Annotated in this window: 15 protein-coding genes and 1 tRNA gene; 11 read left to right on the top strand and 5 right to left on the bottom strand. The window is 71.7% G+C overall.

The features are described from left to right. Positions 1-9 precede the first annotated feature (9 nt). The 4 genes from OG408_RS04435 (at position 10) to OG408_RS04420 (ending at position 3,842) form a co-directional block, all read left to right on the top strand. The gene (locus OG408_RS04435; RefSeq protein ID WP_266775632.1) at positions 10-924 is read left to right on the top strand and encodes a carbohydrate ABC transporter permease; all 915 of its coding nucleotides are present in this window, start codon (positions 10-12) and stop codon (positions 922-924) included. Beyond that, positions 921-1,835: a carbohydrate ABC transporter permease gene (locus OG408_RS04430; protein WP_266775630.1), complete on the top strand. Its 915-nt coding sequence runs from the start codon at positions 921-923 to the stop codon at positions 1,833-1,835. Before OG408_RS04435 ends, OG408_RS04430 begins: the two co-directional genes overlap by 4 nt. Positions 1,836-2,043: 208 nt before the next feature. Then, positions 2,044-2,114 (top strand) — tRNA-Ser (locus OG408_RS04425). Positions 2,115-2,216: 102 nt separating this feature from the next. After that, positions 2,217-3,842, top strand: coding sequence for a TROVE domain-containing protein (locus tag OG408_RS04420; RefSeq protein ID WP_266775628.1), 1,626 nt, complete (start codon positions 2,217-2,219; stop codon positions 3,840-3,842). A gap of 30 nt (positions 3,843-3,872) precedes the next feature. Here OG408_RS04420 and OG408_RS04415 read toward each other — a convergent pair whose 3' ends face one another. Continuing rightward, entirely contained in the window at positions 3,873-4,994 is a 1,122-nt protein-coding gene (locus tag OG408_RS04415) for a hypothetical protein (RefSeq protein WP_326668328.1), read from the bottom strand. A gap of 125 nt (positions 4,995-5,119) precedes the next feature. Here OG408_RS04415 and OG408_RS04410 point away from each other — a divergent pair, with 125 nt between their 5' ends. Then, positions 5,120-5,386 (top strand): hypothetical protein, encoded by a 267-nt coding sequence (locus OG408_RS04410; RefSeq protein ID WP_266775624.1) that lies wholly within the window; start codon positions 5,120-5,122, stop codon positions 5,384-5,386. A 217-nt stretch (positions 5,387-5,603) separates the two neighbouring features. Next, positions 5,604-5,876, top strand: a complete 273-nt coding sequence (locus tag OG408_RS04405) for a hypothetical protein (RefSeq protein ID WP_326668325.1) — start codon at positions 5,604-5,606, stop codon at positions 5,874-5,876. Between the two features lie 153 nt (positions 5,877-6,029). Here OG408_RS04405 and OG408_RS04400 read toward each other — a convergent pair whose 3' ends face one another. Then, complete coding sequence (locus OG408_RS04400) at positions 6,030-6,206, bottom strand: hypothetical protein (protein ID WP_266775620.1); 177 nt, start codon at positions 6,204-6,206, stop codon at positions 6,030-6,032. Between the two features lie 217 nt (positions 6,207-6,423). Between OG408_RS04400 and OG408_RS04395 the strand changes: the two genes are divergently transcribed. Then, complete coding sequence (locus OG408_RS04395) at positions 6,424-7,461, top strand: NUDIX hydrolase (protein WP_326668322.1); 1,038 nt, start codon at positions 6,424-6,426, stop codon at positions 7,459-7,461. Between the two features lie 166 nt (positions 7,462-7,627). Here OG408_RS04395 and OG408_RS04390 read toward each other — a convergent pair whose 3' ends face one another. Continuing rightward, a complete protein-coding gene (locus tag OG408_RS04390; RefSeq protein ID WP_266775616.1) occupies positions 7,628-8,992 on the bottom strand; it encodes a dipeptidase in 1,365 nt (454 codons plus the stop codon). 183 nt (positions 8,993-9,175) lie between these two features. Here OG408_RS04390 and OG408_RS04385 point away from each other — a divergent pair, with 183 nt between their 5' ends. Then, positions 9,176-10,390: a geranylgeranyl reductase family protein gene (locus OG408_RS04385; protein WP_148015434.1), complete on the top strand. Its 1,215-nt coding sequence runs from the start codon at positions 9,176-9,178 to the stop codon at positions 10,388-10,390. Between the two features lie 219 nt (positions 10,391-10,609). On the opposite strand, the gene OG408_RS04380 is transcribed toward OG408_RS04385, so the two are convergent. Beyond that, the gene (locus OG408_RS04380; protein WP_326668319.1) at positions 10,610-11,062 is read right to left on the bottom strand and encodes a nitroreductase family deazaflavin-dependent oxidoreductase; all 453 of its coding nucleotides are present in this window, start codon (positions 11,060-11,062) and stop codon (positions 10,610-10,612) included. Positions 11,063-11,190: 128 nt separating this feature from the next. Between OG408_RS04380 and OG408_RS04375 the strand changes: the two genes are divergently transcribed. The 3 genes from OG408_RS04375 (at position 11,191) to OG408_RS04365 (ending at position 14,129) form a co-directional block, all read left to right on the top strand. Next, positions 11,191-11,988, top strand: a complete 798-nt coding sequence (locus tag OG408_RS04375; RefSeq protein ID WP_326668318.1) for a TetR/AcrR family transcriptional regulator — start codon at positions 11,191-11,193, stop codon at positions 11,986-11,988. Between the two features lie 144 nt (positions 11,989-12,132). Next, positions 12,133-13,467 carry a sensor histidine kinase gene (locus OG408_RS04370; protein ID WP_266775607.1) on the top strand — a complete coding sequence of 445 codons (1,335 nt, stop codon included), beginning with the start codon at positions 12,133-12,135 and terminating at the stop codon, positions 13,465-13,467. Continuing rightward, positions 13,464-14,129, top strand: a complete 666-nt coding sequence (locus tag OG408_RS04365) for a response regulator (protein ID WP_266775605.1) — start codon at positions 13,464-13,466, stop codon at positions 14,127-14,129. Before OG408_RS04370 ends, OG408_RS04365 begins: the two co-directional genes overlap by 4 nt. Here OG408_RS04365 and OG408_RS04360 read toward each other — a convergent pair. After that, entirely contained in the window at positions 14,090-14,404 is a 315-nt protein-coding gene (locus OG408_RS04360) for a DUF6332 family protein (protein ID WP_326668314.1), read from the bottom strand. The genes OG408_RS04365 and OG408_RS04360 overlap by 40 nt on opposite strands. Positions 14,405-14,433: the final 29 nt, after the last annotated feature.

Here is a 14,433-nt window from a genome sequence, read left to right as displayed (position 1 = left end):
GTACCGACCGTGCCGTTCACCTCGGGGCGGCGCACCGGACGACGGGGCACGCGGCGGTTCACCCGCCGCGACCTCGTCGTGCTCGGGGCGCTGCTCGGCATACCCGTCCTGCTCGACATCGCCATCGTCTGGGGGCCGACCCTCGCCTCCGTCGTCCTCTCGTTCACCAGCTGGGACGGCATCGGCGACATCGAGTGGGTCGGGACGCGCAACTACACCAACCTGTTCACGAACTACCCGCAGTTCTGGCCGGCCGCCCGCCACAACCTGCTCTGGCTCGCCTTCCTCGGCCTGGTCGCCACGCCGTTCGGGCTGCTCCTCGCCGTACTCATCGACAGGGGCGTGCGCTTCAGCCGCTTCTACCAGTCGACCCTGTACATGCCCGTCGTGCTCTCCCTCGCGGTGGTCGGCTTCATCGCGCAGCTGATCTTCTCCCGCGACCAGGGAGCCCTCAACGCGATCGTCGGCGACACCAGGAACCCCACCGACTGGCTGGGCGACCCCGACCTCAACATCTGGATGGTCCTGCTGGCCGCCGCCTGGCGCCACACCGGCTACGTGATGATCCTCTACCTCGCCGGCCTCAAGGCCGTCGACTCCTCCCTCAAGGAGGCCGCCGCGATCGACGGGGCGAGCGAGGCCCAGACCTTCTTCCGCATCGTCTTCCCCACGCTGCGCCCGGTCAACATCATCGTCGGCGTCATCACCGTCATCGAGTCGCTGCGCGCGTTCGACATCGTGTACGCGGTCAACCACGGCCGCAACGGACTCGAACTGCTCTCGGTGCTCGTCACCGACAACATCATCGGCGAGGCCAGCCGGATCGGGTTCGGCTCCGCCATCGCCGTCGTCCTGCTGGCCGTCTCCCTGGGATTCGTCGTCACGTACCTGGTCCAGGAACTCCGAGGGGAGAAGAACCGATGACCACGCAGACCGCAGCCGTCCGCCCGGCGCCCGGAGCCCCGGCCACGCCCCGGCGCCGGATCCGGCCCGGCCGCCTCGGGGTGCACGCCTTCCTGATGGCCGTGTCGCTGGCCTTCCTCGCCCCGCTGCTGCTTGCCGTGTACGCCTCGCTGAGGCCGTACGACGAGACGTCGGAGTACGGCTACTTCTCGCTGCCGCGCCACCTCTCGCTGGACTACTACCGGCAGGCGTTCTCCGACTCCGGCATGACGAAGTACTTCGTCAACACCATGATCATCGCGGTGCCCGGGGTACTCATCACCCTCTTCCTCGCCTCGTTCGTGGCGTTCGCGCTCGCCCGGCTCAAGATGCGCGGCGGGCTCGTCCTGCTCATGCTCTTCACCGCGGGCAACCTGCTTCCGCAACAGGTGATCGTCACCCCGCTGTACGTCGTCTTCAACCGCATCCCGCTGCCCTACTGGATGTCCGACTCGATGACGATGTTCGACTCCTACTGGGCCGTCATCCTGGTGCAGATCGGATTCCAGCTCGGCTTCTGCGTCTTCGTCCTGGCCAACTTCATGCGGACCCTCCCGCAGGAGATCCTGGAGGCGGCCGTCGTGGACGGCGCGGGCGTCTGGACCCAGTTCTGGCGCATCACCCTGCCCCTGTGCCGCCCCGCGCTCGCGGCCCTGGGTACGCTCCAGTTCACCTGGATGTACAACGACTTCCTCTGGGCCCTGGTCTTCATCTCCGACGGCGACAAACTCCCGGTCACCTCGGCGCTGAACAACCTGCGCGGCCAGTTCTTCACCGACTACAACCTGCTGGCCGCCGGATCGGTGATCGTCGCCCTCCCTACCCTGGTGGTCTTCCTGCTGTTGCAGCGGCACTTCATCGCGGGGCTGACCTTGGGCTCCAGCAAGGGCTGAGCGACGGACGGGCCGGGCGGGGCGGTTCCGGAGACCCGGCGGTCCGGGCGCGCCAGGCCGGGCGGGTCAAAAATCCCTGTGCGCACGAAGGCTTGATGATTATGGTGGGGCGATCAGCACATGCACCTCCCGGTGCGCAGGGACCGCCTACTTCTCTCACAAGCCCGGCGGGCCCGTCCTTATCTCGGGAGGCACAGCGCCGGGGTGCCCGGTGCGCAGGCGACGGATACTTCTCCTGTCAAGAGAGGGACCCGGGTTCGAATCCCGGCCGCCGGTCCACGGACCGGAGGTAGCTCAGCGGCCCAGAGCACTTCGTTCCGTCACCGACCTTGATCTCGGGCACCCCACGCTGAGCTTCCCCTCCACAGGAGGGGGCCATTCATGTCCCGTTTCAACAAGCGCGGTTCCCGTCCGGCCGCCGCCTCGCCCGTACGCAGCACCGGGACGCACACGCGCACCGCGGAGGGCGGCACCGGGTACCTCCGGGACGCCAAGTCCGAGCTCTTCCTGCTGGCGGTGAGCAACTTCGTCACGCAGAACACCTTCTACGAGAAGGGCGAGGCCCGCGACGACCGCTACGCCCAGCTCGTCCGCAAGCTCGCGGTCAGCGACCCCGAGTGGGTCGCCGGACTCCTCAAGTGGCTGCGCGGCGAGGGCAACATGCGCACCGCCGCCCTGGTCGGTGCCGCCGAGTTCACGGCCGAGCGGCTGCTGAAGGAGGCGCCGGGCCATTCCCGTCAGACCGTCGACTCGGTGCTCCAGCGCGCCGACGAGCCCGGCGAACTGCTCGGCTACTGGACGTCCACGTACGGCCGCAGGCTTCCGAAGCCCCTGAAGCGCGGCGTCGCCGACGCCGTACAGCGTCTCTACAACGAGCGGAGCCTGCTCGCGTACGACACCGGCTCCAAGGGCTACCGCTTCGGCGACGTCCTCAACCTCGTCCACCCCAGCCCCGCCGACGACAAGCCCTGGCAGGGAGCGCTGTTCAAGCACGCCATCGACCGGCGCAAGAACCGGGACGAGGAGATACCGACCGTCCTCCCCACGCTGCGCGCCCGCGACGCGCTGATGAGGATGCCGGCCGAGGACCGCCGCGGTGCCCTTGAGGCCCCCCGGGTGACGGACCTGTTCCGCGACGCAGGCATGACATGGGAGGCGCTGGCCGGCTGGCTCCAGGGCCCCATGGACGCGAAGGCGTGGGAGGCGGTCATACCCTCCATGGGGTACATGGCGCTGCTGCGCAACCTCCGGAACTTCGACGAGACGGGCGTCGGCGACGAGGTGGCCGAGCAGGTGGCGAAGCGGCTCTCCGACCCCGAGCAGGTCGCCCGGTCACGGCAGTTGCCCATGCGGTTCTACTCCGCGTTCAACGCCGCGCCGTCCCTGCGCTGGGGACACGCACTCGACCAGGCGCTCACCTGCTCGCTCTCCAGCATTCCGCAGCTGGGCGGGCGGACGCTGATCCTCGTCGACACGTCGTCGTCGATGGACGCGTCGTTCTCCCGCGACGGCTCCCTCATGCGGTGGGACGCCGCGGCCCTCTTCGGCATCGCGCTGGGGCGGCGGTGCGCGAAGGCGGACGTGGTGTCGTTCTCCTCGGCCCGCCAGTACTGGGACCAGCCGCCCGGTGCGAGGACGAAGGCGTTCCGCGTCACCCGGGGTGGCTCCCTGCTCGGTGACGTCCGGAAGTGGAAGGACGGGGGCTGGTTCCTCGGCGGGGGCACCGATACGGCCCCGGCGCTCCGCGAGACGTTCCGCGGCCACGACCGGGTCGTCATCGTCACCGACGAACAGGCAGGCCACGACGCCCAGGAGGTCACCGAGGCGATTCCGGCGGCGACCCCGATGTACACCTGGAACCTCGCCGGGTACGAAGCCGGGCACACCCCGTCCGGCCAGGGCGCGCGGCACACCTTCGGCGGCCTCACCGACCAGGCGTTCCGCATGATCCCGCTGCTCGAAGCGGGCCGGGACGCGGCGTGGCCGTGGGAAACCGCGGCCGTCTGACCCGTTGCGGTCCGACCGGCGGCCGGCACGTCACGGTCGTTGGCGCGGGGTCGCCAGGGAGATCATGCGGTGCATGACGGCCGTCGGGATGGCGGGGTTCCGGGCGGCCGCCTCGGCACAGTGGTCATCGAGGAGCGAGGAGACCAGGGCGTCCGCCGGCAGTGCCGGATTCCGCCGGGCCGAGCTGTGGACATGGTGATCGGCGTCGCCGGTCAGCCTGACAGCGGATGCCGCGGACAGGCGCGGGTCGAGGGCGGCCCTCGTCCGCACGAGGGCGTCGGGGTCGTGGCTGAACCGTTCGACCAGAAGGGCGGACGAAGCGGGGTCGTCGAGTGCCAGGAGGCGCATCCGGGGGGCCGGGTCCTCCGCGAAGCGGAGCAGGCCGTGGCGGGGGAAGTTGGGGTGATTGCGCGGGCGCCCCGGAAAGGAGAAGCTGCCGGACCACCAGCTCCACACCTCCAGGAGCAGGTCCGCCGGGGCGTCCTCGCAGGACTCGCTGAGGAGGCGTACGACGCGGTCCGTGTCGTGCGCGAGGAGTTCCACGACGTCCGGCGGAAGGCGTGGGGCGCGGGCCACACTCCGGCGGATCAGCAGGTTCGGCGAGGCGGCCAGCCGGCGCATCGCGTCGGTGTCGGAGTGGAGCGCGGCGATCCACCACACCGCGTACGTAGGGGAGTCGGCGGTGATATCGGGCACGGCGGCCGCCATCGTGGCGATCTCGGCCGGGGTCGACGGGGGCCGGGACCCGGGGGACGGCGGATTCGCCACCCCGATGCGCGCCCCGGATGCCCGGTACGACGCCTGGTCCGCCGCCAGCTCCGCCAGAACGGCGCGCAGCGCCGGGTCGTCGGTCGCGGCGAGGAGCCGGCTCCACTGGGCCGGCGATAGCCTCCCCGCTTCCGCTGCCGTGACCCGGACACTCTTGGCCGGGTGCACGACCGCCGCGTCGAGCACGCCGTCCGGCAGGTCGTCGCGGTACAGGAAGTACACACAGGGCCGCGGGCCCGCGTCGAAGAGACCGACCAGCACCTCCGGCGGCGCGGCCGGGTTGTTCCCCAGACCGCGCAGCCACGCCACGGCGGTGTCCTCGGAGGGACGAAGGCTCGCGGACAGTGCGGTCCAGGGGTTCGGATCGGCATCACTTCCGGCCATCCGCCGATTGAACAGGCACGGAACGGAAGGATCAAGGCGCTCCGGAGCCCGGGAGGTACCTCCGATCGAGTCGCACGGGCTCACCGGCCGAAGCGGTTGTCAGTGGTGGGTGCGATCCTGCGGGTATGGACGAGATCATGCGGCGCAGGGTGTACGGCGCCGATCACGACGACCCCGACCCGGGTCCCCGGCCGGGGCGTGTCTACCGGGAGCTGGTGGGCGGTCCGCTCGACGGGCTGCTGCTGGACGTGACCGGCTGGACAGAGGTGGCCCTCGCGGACGGCTCCGCGCTGATCACCGAGATCGGCTCCTACGGTGCCGGCGGCAGGGCGGAGTACGGGCCACGGGCCGATGACCCGTACAAGTGGGACTGGCGGGGCGACACGCCCTGAGCGCCGGTGCCGGGAGGCACTGGCATCCCCGGACGGCGCGCAGAGAGAAGAAGGCCCGACGTCTCGTTGCCGACGGCACCGCCTTCCACTGGAAGGGAGCCACCGGCACCGCAGGGAAGACGGCAGGACCCTGGACTGCCGGGAGGTCGTTGCCGTCTACCCGGCCGAGGAGCGGGGCAGGCTGGAGGTCACCTTCAGGGCGGGTCCGGGCCGGCTGGTGCCCGACGCCTACGTGCCCTCCGGTGCGGTGGGTATGGGGGGCGGCTTCCTCAACCTCCATGAGCCGGGCACCGTCCGTGCCCTGCTCGACGAAGCGCTGCTCCGCGGCTGGTGCACCGATGCTCCACAGGTCCTGGCCGTGGACGGCTGGACTCTCTTCGACGCCGTGGCCGCGCGACGGAACGAGGCGCCGGGGGACGGCCGGTCGGATCCGGAGGGCGTCGGTCGGTCGGACGGACTGACTGGTAGGACGGGCTGGCTGACTGACTAATAGGGCGGACGGGCTGGCTGACTGATAGGACGGACTGATCGGGCCGACCGCCTGCCGCGCTCCCAGGGCCGGGCCGGTCACGCGTTCGCGTCCCGGTGACCGGCCTGTTCACGCCACCCGCACGCTCCGGCCACCCGCATGCTCCGGACCTCCTCAGCGCCCCCGGTCCGAGGACTGCTGCGGCACGATCACCAGGAACGCGTCCTGTTCCAGGTCCATCACGACTTCCGCCGCGACACCCTCGCCGCGGCGGGCCGCCGCGAACTCCTCCGCGGGCCAGCTGCCCCGCGGGTCCCCTGCGGGAAACTGCTCAAGCACGGTGCGGCGCACGGCCCACCCCCTGTCGTTCGTTCTGCTGTCCGCTCCAACGACGCCCCGCCGTCGCCGTTACGGCCGGATTGTGCCGGACCGGGCCCCGTTCCCCGTACCTGAAGACGTCTGCCGGCCGGCAGGCGCGGTTGCGTTCCCGCAACGTCATCGCCACAGTCGTGTTTTCGCGGCAGGGTGTTGCGGGCAAGCCACAGGGGGCTACGGAAGAGGGGGAACCGTGATCGTCTGGATCAACGGTGCGTTCGGCGCGGGCAAGACGAGCGCCGCGCGCGAACTGATCGATCTGATCCCGAACAGCACCTTCTACGACCCGGAACTGACCGGTACGGGGCTGGGAACCCTGTTGCCCCAGAAGAAGTTCGCCGAGGTGACCGACTTCCAGGACCTGCCGATCTGGCGGCGTCTCGTGGTGGACACCGCGGCGGCTCTGCTCGCCGAGGTCGGTGGGGTGCTGGTGGTGCCGATGACGCTGCTGCGACAGGAGTATCGCGACGAGATATTCGGAGGGCTCGCCTCCAGACGCATCGCGGTGCGTCATGTACTGCTCTCACCTGAGGAAACGATCCTGCGGCAACGGATCGCGCACCGGGCAGATTTCCCCGACGATCCGGAGCAGCCCGACGGCACCGGGCAGTGGGCGCACGAGAGCATCGAGCCCTACCGCTCGGCGCTCGACTGGATCACCGGGGACGCCCACACCATAGACAACAGCGCACTCACCCCCCGCGAGACGGCCGAGCTCATCGCCGAGGCCGTGCGCACCGGTGCGGCCCCGGCGTGCGAGATCGTCCAGACACCCGACCCCACGGCGGAGACCGTCGCGGCCGGGGTGCTGCTCTTCGACGAACACGACCGGGTCCTGCTCGTCGACCCCACGTACAAGCCCGGCTGGGAGTTCCCCGGCGGTGTGGTGGAGGCGGGCGAGGCCCCGGCGCAGGCCGGGATCAGGGAAGTCGCCGAGGAGATAGGGATCCATCTCGAACGGGTGCCCAGACTCCTCGTCGTCGACTGGGAGGCGCCCCGGCCGCCCTTTTTCGGCGGGCTGCGGCTGCTCTTCGACGGCGGGACGCTGCCGGGCGCCGACGCCGAACGGCTCCTGCTGCCCGGTTCCGAGCTGCGCGGCTGGCGGTTCGTCACCGAGGAGGAGGCGGCAGACCTGCTGCCGCCCACCCGGTACGAACGGCTGCGCTGGGCGCTCCGTGCCCGTGAGCGGTCGGCCGTCCTCAACCTGGAGGCCGGGGTCCCGGTCGGCTGATGGGGCACGCACGGGCGTGGCGGCGCCGGGGTGAGCGGGGTGCCGTGGCGCAGGCGGACCGTGGCCGCTCTCGGCGGCGGACGGCCGCCGGAACGAGGCCACGGCTCGCCTGCGACGTGCGCTCCGGGCGGTTCCGCCCGGAGCGCAGTCGTGCCCGGAGGCTCGCTCAGACGTTCTTCGAGGCCGCGTAGTTCTGCAGGAACAGCGCCTCGGTGACCGACAGCCGCTCCAGCTCCTCGGGGGACACGCTCTCGTTCACCGCGTGGATCTGCGCCTCCGGCTCGCTCAGCCCGATCAGCAGGATCTCCGCCTCCGGGTACAGCTCGGAGAGCGCGTTGCAGAGCGGGATCGAGCCGCCCATGCCGGAGGACTGCATCTCCTGGCCGGGGTACGCGATCCGCATGGCGTCCGCCATCGCGGTGTACGCCGGGCTGGTGATGTCGGCGCGGAACGGCTGCCCCTGGCCGACCTGTTCGACCGAGACCCGCGCGCCCCACGGTGCGTGCGCCCGCAGGTGTGCGGTCAGCAGCTTCGTCGCCTCATCGGCGTTCTCGCCCGGCGGCACCCGCAGGCTGACCTGTGCCCGTGCGCTCGCCTGCACCGAGGGCGTCGCGCCGACGACCGGCGGGCAGTCGATGCCGATCACGGTGACGGCGGGGCGCGCCCAGATCCGGTCCGCGACCGTACCCGTGCTGATCAGCTCCACCCCGTCCAGGACCTTGGCGTCCTTGCGGAACTCCTCCTCCGGGTACTGCAGACCGTCCCACTCCGTGTCCGTGGTCAGGCCGTCGACGGTCGTCGTGCCGTCCTCGGCGCGCAGCGACGCGAGCAGCTGGATCATCGCGGCCAGCGCGTCGGGCGCGGCGCCGCCGAACTGTCCGGAGTGCAGATTCCCTTCGAGGGTGTCGAGCTGCACCCGCAGCATCGTCATCCCGCGCAGGGTCGAGGTGACGGTCGGCAGACCGACCCGGAAGTTGCCGGTGTCGCCGATCACGACGGTGTCCGCGGCGAGCAACTCGGGGTGGGCCTGCGCGTACTGCTCCAGACCGCCGGTGCCCTGCTCCTCCGAGCCTTCCACGATCACCTTCACCGAGACCGGGACCCCGCCGTTCGCCTTGAGGGCGCGCAGCGCGAGGAGGTGCATGACGAAGCCGCCCTTGCAGTCGGCCGCGCCGCGGCCGAACCAGCGGCCGCCGCGCTCCGTCAGCTCGAACGGCGGGGAGAGCCACGCGGACTCGTCGAGCGGCGGCTGCACGTCGTAGTGCGCGTAGAGCAGCACGGTGGGGGAGCCGGCCGGACCGGGCAGGAAGCCGTAGACGGACTGGGTGCCGTCCGGGGTGTCGAGCAGGGCGACGTCCTGGAAGCCCTCGGCGCGCAGCGCGTCGGCGACCCAGCCCGCGGCCGCCTCGCACTCGCTCTTCGGGAACACCGCGGGATCCGCCACCGACTGGAAAGCCACCAGCTCGGTCAGCTCCGCCTTGGCGCGGGGCATCAGCGAGGCGACGGTCTCGGAAATCGGATGGGCGGTCATGGGCACGCTCCTCGTAGGTGCGACGTTATGTGTATGAATCCGGGTACATGCACGCCAGGAGTGCGGCGTTGCAGGTACGACGGAGGCTCGGCCGATCCTCCCACAGCAGGGGTCGGCCGCGGCGCGCCGTAGGATGCCGGAAGCAGCTTGGGCCACTGGTCGGATCGGGAGCAGAAGCACATCGTGAGCAGCGAGAACGCAGACGCCGGACATGAGCACGAAGAGTCGTCCGTGTGGGACGTCGTCGTAGTCGGCGCCGGACCGGCGGGAGCCTCCGCGGCATACGCGGCGGCGGTCGCCGGCCGTCGGGTACTGCTCCTGGAGAAAGCGGAGCTGCCCCGTTACAAGACGTGCGGCGGCGGCATCATCGGATATTCACGCGATTCGCTGCCGCCCGGTTTCGAACTGCCGCTGAGGGACCGGATCCACGCGGTCACGTTCTCGCTGAACGGCAGGCTGGCACGCACCCGCCGCTCCAGGCGCATGCTCTTCGGCCTCATCAACCGCCCCGAGTTCGACGCGGGCCTGGTGGAGGAGGCGCAGAAGGCCGGCGCCGAACTGCGCACCGGGGCGACGGTCTCCCGGGTCGAGCAGCACGGTGCCGCGGTGCCCGACCGGCGCACGGTCGCGGTCGTGCTGTCCGGCGGCGAGACGGTCCTGGCCCGTGCGGTCGTGGGCGCGGACGGCAGTGCCGGGCGGATAGGAGCACATGTCGGGGTGAAGCTCGACCAGGTGGACCTCGGCCTGGAGGCCGAGATCCCCGTGCCCGAGACGGTCGCGGAGGACTGGGCGGGCCGGGTGCTGATCGACTGGGGCCCGATGCCCGGGAGTTACGGCTGGGTGTTCCCCAAGGGGGACACGCTGACGGTCGGTGTGATCTCGGCGCGCGGCGACGGCGGCGGCACCAAGCGGTATCTGGAGGACTTCATCGCGCGGCTCGGCCTGGCCGGGTTCGAGCCGAAGATCTCCTCCGGCCATCTGACGCGCTGCCGCAGCGACGACTCGCCGCTCTCGCGCGGCCGGGTGCTCGTGTGCGGGGACGCGGCAGGTCTGCTGGAGCCGTGGACCCGCGAGGGCATCTCGTTCGCGCTGCGTTCGGGACGGCTCGCCGGTGAGTGGGCGGTGCGGGTCGCGGAGTCGCACGACGCGGTCGACGCCCGCCGCCAGGCGCTCAACTACGCCTTCGCCATCAAGGCCGGACTCGGCGTCGAGATGAGCGTGGGACGACGCATGCTGAAGCTCTTCGAGCGGCGCCCGGGTCTGCTGCACGCGGTACTGACGGGCTTCCGCCCCGCGTGGAACGCGTTCGCGGGCATCACCCGTGGGACGACCTCGCTGGCCGAGCTGGTCCGCTCGCACCCGCTGGCGCAGCGGGCGCTGTCGGCGATGGACCGCTGAGGGCTGCTCGGCTCGGATCCGGTTGACCGGCTCGGATTCTGCTGACCGGCCGTGGGGTCTGCTCCTGCGGGGCCTGCGGGGCCTGCGGGGCCTGCGGGGCCCGCAGGGTCCGCGAGATCCGCGAGTCCTGCCGGGTCCGTGGGGTCCGCTGTCACGCCGCCGCCGGCCGTGAGGTGTCCGGCCGGCTCGCGGCGTCGTGGGGTCCCGTCCGGCAGGGGGTCAGTTCTCCACCGTGATCCGGAAGACGGGGTGGTCGGGGCAGGCCGCCAGCAGTTCGGCATCCGTGGACTTCGCCGTGATGCCCTTGAAGTACTGGTTGACCTCCCAGCCCCAGCGCTCCAGGTAGGCGCGGACGACGATCATCTTCTGCTCGTCGTCCGCGATCTCCGTGGCCGTGAACGCGCGGGTCCTGCGGCCCACCCGCAGCTCGCCGCCGCCGGCCGCCCGCATGTTGCGCACCCACTGCGAGTGGCCGCGTGCGGAGACGAGGTACTGCACACCCTCGTAGGTGTGGAGGTTCACGGGGACGCGCTGCATCTGCCCGCTCTTGCGGCCCCGCACCGACAGCTCCTGCGATCCGAGCAGGCTGACTCCGTGCCGCGCCAGCCACCCGATCATGCTGTTCATCCGGATGGCGAACGGGCTTCCCTGAAGGTAGTACGGCTGCGACATGGGGACCCCCACACATTTGGGAGAGCGGTGCTCTCGCTTGAGATCAGTGTGCACGGAATGGGTGCTCAAAAGCAAGAGCACTGCTCTCGTTATTGGTCAGTGCTCCAATTCGTGGCAGACTGGCAGACATGAGCGCTATCCGGGGAGCCAGGGAACGGGCCCGTATCGAGGTCACCGCCGCCATCAAGGACGAGGCGAGAAAGCAGCTCGCGGCCGAGGGTGCGGCCAAGCTCTCCCTCCGTGCCGTGGCGCGCGAGCTCGGCATGGTCTCGTCGGCGCTCTACCGCTACTTCCCCAGCCGCGACGAGCTGCTCACCGCCCTGATCGTCGATGCGTACGACTCCGTCGGCGAAGCCGCCGAGCACGCCCACCGGACCGCGGCCGCCGAAGGCGACGGACGCGCCGCGGCCCCCCGCCCGCCCACCGCCTCCGCCCGTACCGCCCCGCCCACCGCCTCCGCCCGTACCGCCCCGCCCGCCCCGCCCGCCGTCCATCTGAACCGCTGGGTCGCGGTCGCCTGCGCCGTACGCGACTGGGCCCTGGCGCACCCCCACGAGTACGCCCTGATCTACGGTTCGCCCGTGCCCGGCTACACCGCGCCGCAGGCCACCGTCGGCCCCGCGTCCCGGGTCGGGCTCACCCTCATCGCCATCGTGGTGGAGGCCCATGAGGCGCAGGGGATCGCCCTGCCACCGCTCGCCGGGGAACTGCGCCCCGAGGCCGAACGGCTCGCCGCCGATCTCGCGCCCGGTCTGCCGCCGGCGGCGGCCGCGCGCCTGGTCGCCGCGTGGTCGCAGCTCTTCGGACTGGTGTCGTTCGAGATCTTCGGCCAGTTCAACCGCGTGGTGGAGGACCGCGAGGTCTTCTTCCGCCAGGCCGCGGCCGAGCTGGCCCGTACGGTCGGTCTGCTGGACGGCCACCGGTAGGACCGCGCGGCGGCAGCACCCGGCCGCCGCCTCCTCCGCACCGGGGCCTTCGCCGGCCCCGTTCGCCGTACTCCCCAGGGAGTACGGGTGATCACCACGCCCGGCGGACGCCGGGGCGCGGGTGTGCGGTCTAGCGTGGCCGGCATGGAAGAGCAGCGCTCACAGACAGGCGACGGTCCCTCCGGGGAACAGGGCGGCCCGGCGCGCCGGCCGCCCTGGGCGCGCGGCGGGACGGCCGGCGCTCCGGGCCCGCGGGGCTTCTGGAGCCAGGGCGAACCGCCGCGCTGGCTGACGGGCGCGTCGGGTGGGTCCGCCCGCCGGCTGCCCTGGGCATCGACGATCCTGCTCGGCATCTTCGTCATGGTCGGTTCGACCTTCGCGGCCCATGGCCAGGCCGACGAGAAGGCCCCGCTCGACCTCTTCGCCCGGCTGCTCCTCCTCGCCGCCGTCGCCGTGCTGCTCCTCCGTCACCGCCACCCCGTGGTGGCCGTCTTCGGGGCCTCTGCAGCGGCCATGGTCTACCTCGGGGCGGGCTATCCGTACGGCCCGGTGTTCCTGGCCGTGGCCGTGGGCTGTTTCAGCGCCGTCGTCGCCGGACACCGGCGTGCCGCGTGGTCGGCGGTGGCCATGGTGTGGGTCGGCCACCTCCTGGTCGCGCACTGGCTCTACCGCTGGCTGCCGCCCGAGGGCGACGACGCCCCGCCCTGGGGGCAGGAACTGGCGGTCGCCGCCTGGGTGGTGGCCATCGTCGCGGCCGCCGAGTTCGTCCGCGTACGCCGGGAACAGTGGGCCGCGCAGCGTGCCGAGCGGCGACTCGCGGAGAAGCGGCGCGCCGACGAGGAGCGGCTGCGGATGGCGCGCGAACTCCATGACGTCCTCGCGCACAGCATCTCCGTCATCAACGTCCAGGCAGGCGTCGGACTCGCCCTGCTCGACAGCGACCCCGAGCAGGCCCGTACGGCGCTGACCACCATCAAGGCCGCCAGCAAGGAAGCGCTGGGCGAGGTCCGGCAGGTCCTGGACACGCTCCGTACGCCCGGGGACGCGCCCAGGGCACCGGCCCCCGGACTCGACCGGCTGCCCGAGCTGGTCGAACAGGCCGCGAGCACGGGGCTGGCCGTCACGGTCGAGACCGACGGAGCACGCGGCACGGTGCCGCCCGGCGCCGACCTGGCCGCGTTCCGGATCGTGCAGGAGGCGCTGACCAACGTGGTGCGGCACTCCGGTTCGCGTACCGCCGAGGTCAGGGTCGGTTACGGGGGCGGCCGCATCCGGCTCCGGATCGACGACGCGGGACCCGCGACCGGCACGGACGCCGGGGGCAGCGGCAACGGGCTGGCCGGGATGCGCGAGCGGGCGGCGGCCCTGGGTGGCACGATCGAGGCCGGGACAAGGCCCGACGGCGGCTTCCGGGTACGGGCCGAACTCCCGCTGCCGGCCGCCGGTTCCGGCGCGGCGCACCAGAAGGAGACACCGTGATTCGCGTACTGCTCGCCGATGACCAGCTGCTGGTCCGGGCGGGATTCCGCGCCCTGCTCGACGCCCAGCCGGACATCGAGGTGGCGGGTGAGGCGGCCGACGGCGAGGAGGCCGTCCGGCTGGTGCGTGAACTGCGGCCGGACGCCGTGCTGATGGACATCCGGATGCCGCACCTCGACGGCCTCGCCGCCACCCGCGCCATCACCGGGGACACCGCGCTCGACGAGGTGAAGGTGATCATGCTCACCACCTTCGAACTCGACGAGTACGTCTTCGAGGCGATCCGCTCCGGGGCCTCCGGCTTTCTGGTCAAGGACACCGAACCGGAGGAACTGCTGCGGGCCGTCCGGGCGGTGGTCGGGGGTGACGCACTGCTCTCCCCGGGCGTCACGCGCCGCCTGATCGCCGAGTTCGCGGCCCGGTCCAAGGAGCCGGCCGCCGCCGACGGGCTGAGCGAACTGACCGAACGGGAGCGGGAGGTGATGGCGCTCGTCGGCATCGGTCTCTCCAACGAGGAGATCGCCCGCCGCCTCGTCGTCAGCCCGCTCACCGCCAAGACCCACGTCAGCCGGACGATGGTGAAGCTAGGCGCCCGCGACCGTGCCCAACTGGTCGTCCTGGCCTATGAGTCGGGTCTCGTCCGCCCCGGCTGGCTGGGCTGATCCGGCAGTACGGGGCCGTGCCTGCCGATCTCGGGCCCGGTGTCGCGGTGACCGAACCGCCACAGCACGTCGACGACGCGGCCGACGAAGACCAGCGCGGCCACGGCGGTCGCGGCCATGAACAGCGCGGAGGGCACCGAGTCGCGTGAGGTGAGCAGGAGCGCCGGGGCGCAGACCGCGAGGAACGCGGCTCCGGCCAGCAGGGCTCCGGTCACCACGGCGAAGCCGATCTCGACGGTCATCGCGTCACGGTCCGCCTGGCTCCGGTGTCCCATGTCCGAAGTCTCACAGGCGCGGTGGCCGC

Source organism: Streptomyces sp. NBC_01257, assembly GCF_035917255.1.
In the GTDB taxonomy this organism is placed as follows: Bacteria; Actinomycetota; Actinomycetes; order Streptomycetales; family Streptomycetaceae; genus Streptomyces.
Note: the sequence above shows the minus strand (reverse complement) of the source record. Positions and strands in the feature narration are given on the sequence as shown.